This is a genomic window from Pseudomonas fuscovaginae SE-1 (genome assembly GCF_000364705.1).
GTDB lineage: Bacteria > Pseudomonadota > Gammaproteobacteria > Pseudomonadales > Pseudomonadaceae > Aquipseudomonas > Aquipseudomonas fuscovaginae_A.
The window spans coordinates 1-5,285 of the sequence record NZ_AQOH01000276.1 but is presented as its reverse complement, the minus strand read 5'-3'; the positions used below and the strand labels follow the sequence as shown (position 1 = coordinate 5,285).

General features: G+C 66.4%; 4 protein-coding genes. All 4 read right to left on the bottom strand.

Going from position 1 to position 5,285, the window contains the following annotated elements; all coding sequences use genetic code 11:
• A partial coding sequence (locus K675_RS0121850; RefSeq protein WP_017905597.1) for an acetyl-CoA carboxylase biotin carboxylase subunit occupies positions 1–1,494 on the bottom strand: 1,494 nt, incomplete at its 3' end.
• Between the two features lie 133 nt (positions 1,495–1,627).
• On the bottom strand, positions 1,628–2,419 hold the full coding sequence (locus K675_RS0121845) for an enoyl-CoA hydratase/isomerase family protein (RefSeq protein ID WP_017905596.1): 792 nt from the start codon (positions 2,417–2,419) through the stop codon (positions 1,628–1,630).
• On the bottom strand, positions 2,416–3,573 hold the full coding sequence (gene atuD, locus K675_RS0121840) for a citronellyl-CoA dehydrogenase (protein ID WP_017905595.1): 1,158 nt from the start codon (positions 3,571–3,573) through the stop codon (positions 2,416–2,418). Before atuD ends, K675_RS0121845 begins: the two co-directional genes overlap by 4 nt.
• Before the next feature lie 23 nt (positions 3,574–3,596).
• Positions 3,597–5,213, bottom strand: a complete 1,617-nt coding sequence (atuC, locus tag K675_RS0121835; protein ID WP_017905594.1) for a geranyl-CoA carboxylase subunit beta — start codon at positions 5,211–5,213, stop codon at positions 3,597–3,599.
• Positions 5,214–5,285 lie beyond the last annotated feature (72 nt).

Genomic DNA, 5,285 nt, shown 5'->3' with positions numbered 1-5,285 from the left:
GCCCAGCCGATAGTGGCGGGGGACCGCGACGTTGTTGCGCCAGCCGGCGAGCCCGGCGTCGTGGCGGCTGGCGCCGGTCTGGTAGAACAGCGCGGCGGCCAGTGCCAGTTCGCCGCTCGTTGGCTGATAGGGTTGCAGGCTCGGATCGGCGCTGAAGTGGTCGGCGATGAACGCAGTGCTGAAGGTGCCGGTAGCGAACAGCGGATGACGCAACAGGTTCGTCAGCAGGCGCTGGTTGCTTTCCAGGCCCAGCAACACGCAATCCTCGACCGTGCGCAGCAGGCGGCGCCGGGCTTCTTCGCGGGTGGCGCCATGGGCGATCAGCTTGCCGAGCAGCGGGTCGTAGAACGGGCTGACCGACTGCCCTTCGACCAGGCCATGGTCGACCCGCACACCCTCCGAGCGCGGCGGTTCCCAGCCCAGCACCTGGCCGGTCTGTGGCAGGAAGCCATGGGCCGGATCTTCAGCGTACAGGCGCACCTCGATGGCATGGCCCTGGAGCCTGATCTGTTCCTGGCGCAAGGGGAGCGGCAGTCCCGCCGCGACGTCGAGCTGCCAGGCCACCAGGTCCAGCCCGGTGATCAGTTCGGTGACCGGATGTTCCACCTGCAACCGGGTGTTCATCTCCAGGAAATAGAAGCGGCCGTGGGCATCGAGCAGGAACTCGACGGTCCCGGCGCCGACATAGTTCACCGCCCGCCCGGCCTGCAGCGCCGCCTCGCCCATGGCCTGGCGCAGCTCGGCGGTCATGACCGGGCAGGGCGCCTCCTCGACGATCTTCTGGTGACGGCGCTGGATCGAGCAGTCGCGCTCGCCGAGGTACAGCAGGTTGCCGTGGCTGTCGCCGAACAACTGGATCTCCACATGGCGCGGTTCGATCAGCGCCTGTTCGAGGATCAGTTCGTCGCTGCCGAAGGCGTGCAGCGCTTCGGAACGGGCGGTGCGCAGTTGCTCGGCCAGTTGCCCGGGTTCGTGGACCAGGCGCATGCCGCGCCCGCCGCCGCCGGCGCTGGCCTTGATCATCAGCGGGTAGCCGATTCGCTGCGCCTCGCGGGCCAGTGTCGCCTCATCCTGCTCGGCACCCTGGTAGCCGTCGATGCAGGGCACCCCGGCGGCGAGCATGGCGATTTTCGACTGGCGCTTGCTGCCCATCAGCTCGATAGCCTCGGGGCTGGGGCCGATGAAAGTGATTCCGGCGTTCTGGCAGGCCCGGGCGAAGTCGGCGTTTTCCGAGAGAAAGCCGTAGCCGGGGTGGATCGCGTCGGCGCCGCAGCGGCGGGCGGCATCGAGCAGGGCCGGGCTGTTGAGGTAGGATTCGGACACCTGCGGGGCACCGATGCACACGGCTTCGTCGGCCAGTCGCACGTGGCGGGCATCGGCATCGGCCTGGCTGTAGACGGCGACGGTTCGATAGCCCTGGGCGCGGGCGGTGCGGATGACCCGGCAGGCGATTTCACCGCGGTTGGCGATCAGGATCTTGTTGAAGGCGGGCATGGCGACGGTCCTTTTGTTCAGTGTTGAAAGTTCGGCCCTTTTCGCGGGCAAGCCACCTCCTGCAGGATCGGCGTCCTATGTGGCTCTGCGGTACGCCTGGGTCCTGTAGGAGCGGGGCTTGCCCGCGAAGACGTCAGCCGGCCCACCGCGGCTCGCGCTTTTGCACAAAGGCCAATGTCCCCTCGACCCCCTCATCCCCGGTCACCGCCTCGGCGAACCAGCGAGCTGCCTGATCGAGCATCGACCCCAGCGGTTGTTCATCCAGCAGCAGCGCCTTGGTCACCGCATTGGCCCCCGGCGCACAACGCAGCACTTGAGCCAGCACTTCAGCAAGGCGCTCCTCCAACCCCTGGGCATCGCGTTCGACAAAATGCACCAGCCCCAAGCGCATCGCCTCATCGCCGTCGAACCGCGCCGCGGTCAAGGCCAGGCGCCGAGCCTGGGTCAAGCCGATGCGCCGGACCACGAAAGGCGCGATCTGGGCGGGCAACAGGCCCAGGCTGGTCTCCGGCAGGCCGAAGCGGGCGTCATGGGCGGCCAGCGCGATATCGCTGACACAGGCCAGGCCAAACCCGCCACCCAGCACCGCGCCCTGCAGTACGGCGATCACCACCTGCGGCTGGTGCTGGGCTTCCTCCAGCAGGGCACCGAAGGCCCGGTTCAGTTGCTCATAGGCTTGCACCCCCTGGCCGCGGGCCTGAGCCATATCCCTGATGTCGCCCCCCGAGCAGAAATGGCCACCGGCTCCACGCAACACCAGAGCGCGCACATGGCGGTCCTCGCGTACGGCGGCAAGCACGCCGCGCAGTTCGCCGACCATCTGCAGGCTCATCGCATTGCGGCTGTCCGGCCGATCGAGGGTTATCCACAGCACGCCATCGCGAGCGTCCAGGCGCAGGGTCTGGCAGTCGGGCAGGGCACTCATGATTTTTTCCCCGGCAGGATGCCCATCAGCTTGCAGATGATGCCCAGCATGATTTCGTCGGCACCGCCGCCGATCGACACCAGGCGCACGTCGCGATAGGCGCGCGACACCGGGTTGTCCCACATGAAGCCCATGCCGCCCCAGTACTGCAGGCAACTGTCGGTGACCTCCCGGCCCAGCCGCCCGGCCTTGAGCTTGGCCATGGAGGCCAGGCGGATGACGTCGCGGCCCTTGATGTACTGCTCGGTGGCCTGGTAGACCAGTGCCCGCAGGCACTCGATCTCGGTGGACAGCTCGGCGAGGCGGAAGTGGATCACCTGGTTGTCGATCAGCGGGCTGCCGAAGGTGCGGCGTTCCCGGCAATAGGCGATGGTGCTGTGGACGCAGTACTCCAGGCCCTTGATCATGTTCGCCGCGCCGAACAGCCGCTCCTCCTGAAACTGCAGCATCTGCATCATGAACCCGGCGCCTTCCTGGCCGATGCGGTTGCGTTGCGGCACGCGCACGTCGTCGAAGAACACCTGAGCGGTTTCCGAACTGCGCATGCCCAGCTTGTCCAGGTGCGGGCTGAGGCTGATGCCGGGGCTGTTCATGGGCACCATGATCAGCGACTTGTTCACATGCGGCTTGTCGTCCGAGGTGTTGGCCAGCAGGCAGATGAAGTCCGCGCTCGGCGAGTTGGTGATCCACATCTTGCTGCCGTTGATCACGTAGTCGTCGCCATCCTTGCGCGCCTGGGTCTTGAGCCCGGCGACGTCGGAGCCGGCGCCGACCTCGGAGACGCCGATGCAGCCGACCTGTTCGCCGCTGATCGCCGGCCGCAGGAATTCCTCGCGCAGTTCATCGGAGCCGAAGCGGGCCAGGGCCGGGGTGCACATATCGGTCTGCACGCCGATGGACATGGGAATGCCTCCGCAATGCACACTGCCGAACTCCTCGGCGGCGACGATCGAATAGCTGTAGTCCAGGCCCATGCCGCCGAATTTCTCCGGCTTGGAAATACCCAATAGGCCCAGTTCGCCGGCCTTGCGAAAGATCTCGTGGATCGGAAAGCGCCCGGCCTTTTCCCATTCCTCGACATGCGGGTTGATCTCATGTTCGACGAATTGGCGGACGGTCCGGCGCAACGCTTCATGTTCCTGGGTAAAGATCATTGTTGTTGTTCTCCTGTGATCGTTTAGAAGCGTGCCACGCCAAAACTGTTGGCCTGCAATGGCCGCACCTCGGCCTCGTGACAGATATCCAGCAGGTAGCCCAGCAGCGTGCGGCTGTCGCGTGGGTCGATCAGGCCGTCGTCCCACAGGTTGGCGGTGCCATAGAGGGCGGTGGACTGGCTGTCGAGTTTCTGCGCGGTCATCTGTTCGAGCATGTCGAGCATCTTTTCCTCCACGGCCTGGCCGTCCTTGAGCTGCCGGGCCTCGGTGACGATACGCAGCACCTTGCCGGCCTGGGCGCCGCCCATCACCGCGGTACGGCTGTTGGGCCAGGCGAAGATGAAGCGCGGGTCGAGGCCACGACCGCACATGGCGTAGTTGCCGGCGCCGTAGGAACCGCCGACGACCAGGGTCAGCTTGGGCACCCGGGCGTTCGCTACCGCCTGGATCATCTTCGCGCCATGTTTGATCACGCCCTGCTGTTCGGATTCGGTGCCGACCATGAAACCGGTGGTGTTGTGCAGGAACAGCAGGGGCGTTTGGCTCTGGTCGCACAACTGGATGAACTGCGCGGCCTTGCTTGCGCCCCGTGGGGTGATCGGGCCGTTGTTGCCGATCACCCCACAGGGGCGGCCGTGGATCTGCAGGTGGCCGCAGACGGTCTGCGCATCGAACTCGCCCTTGAATTCCAGGAACCGCGAACCATCGGCCAGGCGGGCGAGAATCTCGCGCACGTCATAGGGCTTTTTCGGGTCATCGGGAATCAGCCCCAGCAGGTCGTCGATCGGGTAGAGCGGTTCGGCGAAAGCCGGTGCGCACGCCAGCGGCAGCCGCGCATTCCACGGCAGCGCGGCGACGATCTCGCGCGCCAGGCGAATGCCGTCGGCATCGTCCTCGGCCAGGTATTCGGCCGTGCCGGCCACCTGGGCATGCATCTCGGCGCCACCGAGCTCCTCGTCGGTGGCGATTTCGCCGGTGGCGGCCTTGAGCAGGGGTGGCCCGGCGAGGAACAGCTTGGCCTTGCCGCGCACCACCACCACGTAGTCCGAGAGTCCCGGCTGGTAGGCGCCGCCGGCGGTTGCCGAACCGTGGACCACGGTGATCTGCGGCAGGCCCATGGCCGACATCCGGGCCTGGTTGGCGAAGCAGCGCGCGCCCTCGACGAAGATTTCCGCCGCATAGTTGAGGTTGGCGCCGCCGCTTTCGGCCAGGGTGATCACCGGCAGGCGGTTTTCCATGGCGATCTGTTGCAGGCGCAGGGTCTTTTTCAGGCCGCTGGGGGAAATGGTCCCGCCCTTGATCGCACTGTTGTTGGCCACCACCAGCAGGCGTACTCCGGACACGTAGCCGATCCCGGCGATCAGCCCGCCACCGGCCTGGCTGCCGTCCTTGTCGTCATGCAGCTTGTAGCCGGCCAGGCTGGCGAGTTCGAGGAACGGCGCGCCGGGGTCGAGCAGCAGGTTCAGGCGTTCGCGCGGCAGCAACTGGCCGCGGCGGGCGAACTTGTCATGGGCCTGCGCGGCCTTGTCCAGCAGGTTTTGCTCCAACTGGCGGATCTGTTCGAGACTGGCGAGCAGGGCGTCACGATGCCGGCTGAAGTCGGCACTGTGACGGTCGAGCTGGGATTCGATCACCGGCATGGTTCACTCCTTGTCCTTGAGCACATCCGGCAGGTAGGCCCGATGGAAACCGTTGTATGACTCGCTGTTGCG

What these genes read in the sequence shown, in the direction of transcription:
- K675_RS0121845 (WP_017905596.1), bottom strand. Translation starts at nt 2,419, where the DNA reads ATGAGTGCCCTGCCCGACTGCCAGACCCTGCGCCTGGACGCTCGCGAT.
- atuD (WP_017905595.1), bottom strand. Translation starts at nt 3,573, where the DNA reads ATGATCTTTACCCAGGAACATGAAGCGTTGCGCCGGACCGTCCGCCAA.
- atuC (WP_017905594.1), bottom strand. Translation starts at nt 5,213, where the DNA reads ATGCCGGTGATCGAATCCCAGCTCGACCGTCACAGTGCCGACTTCAGC.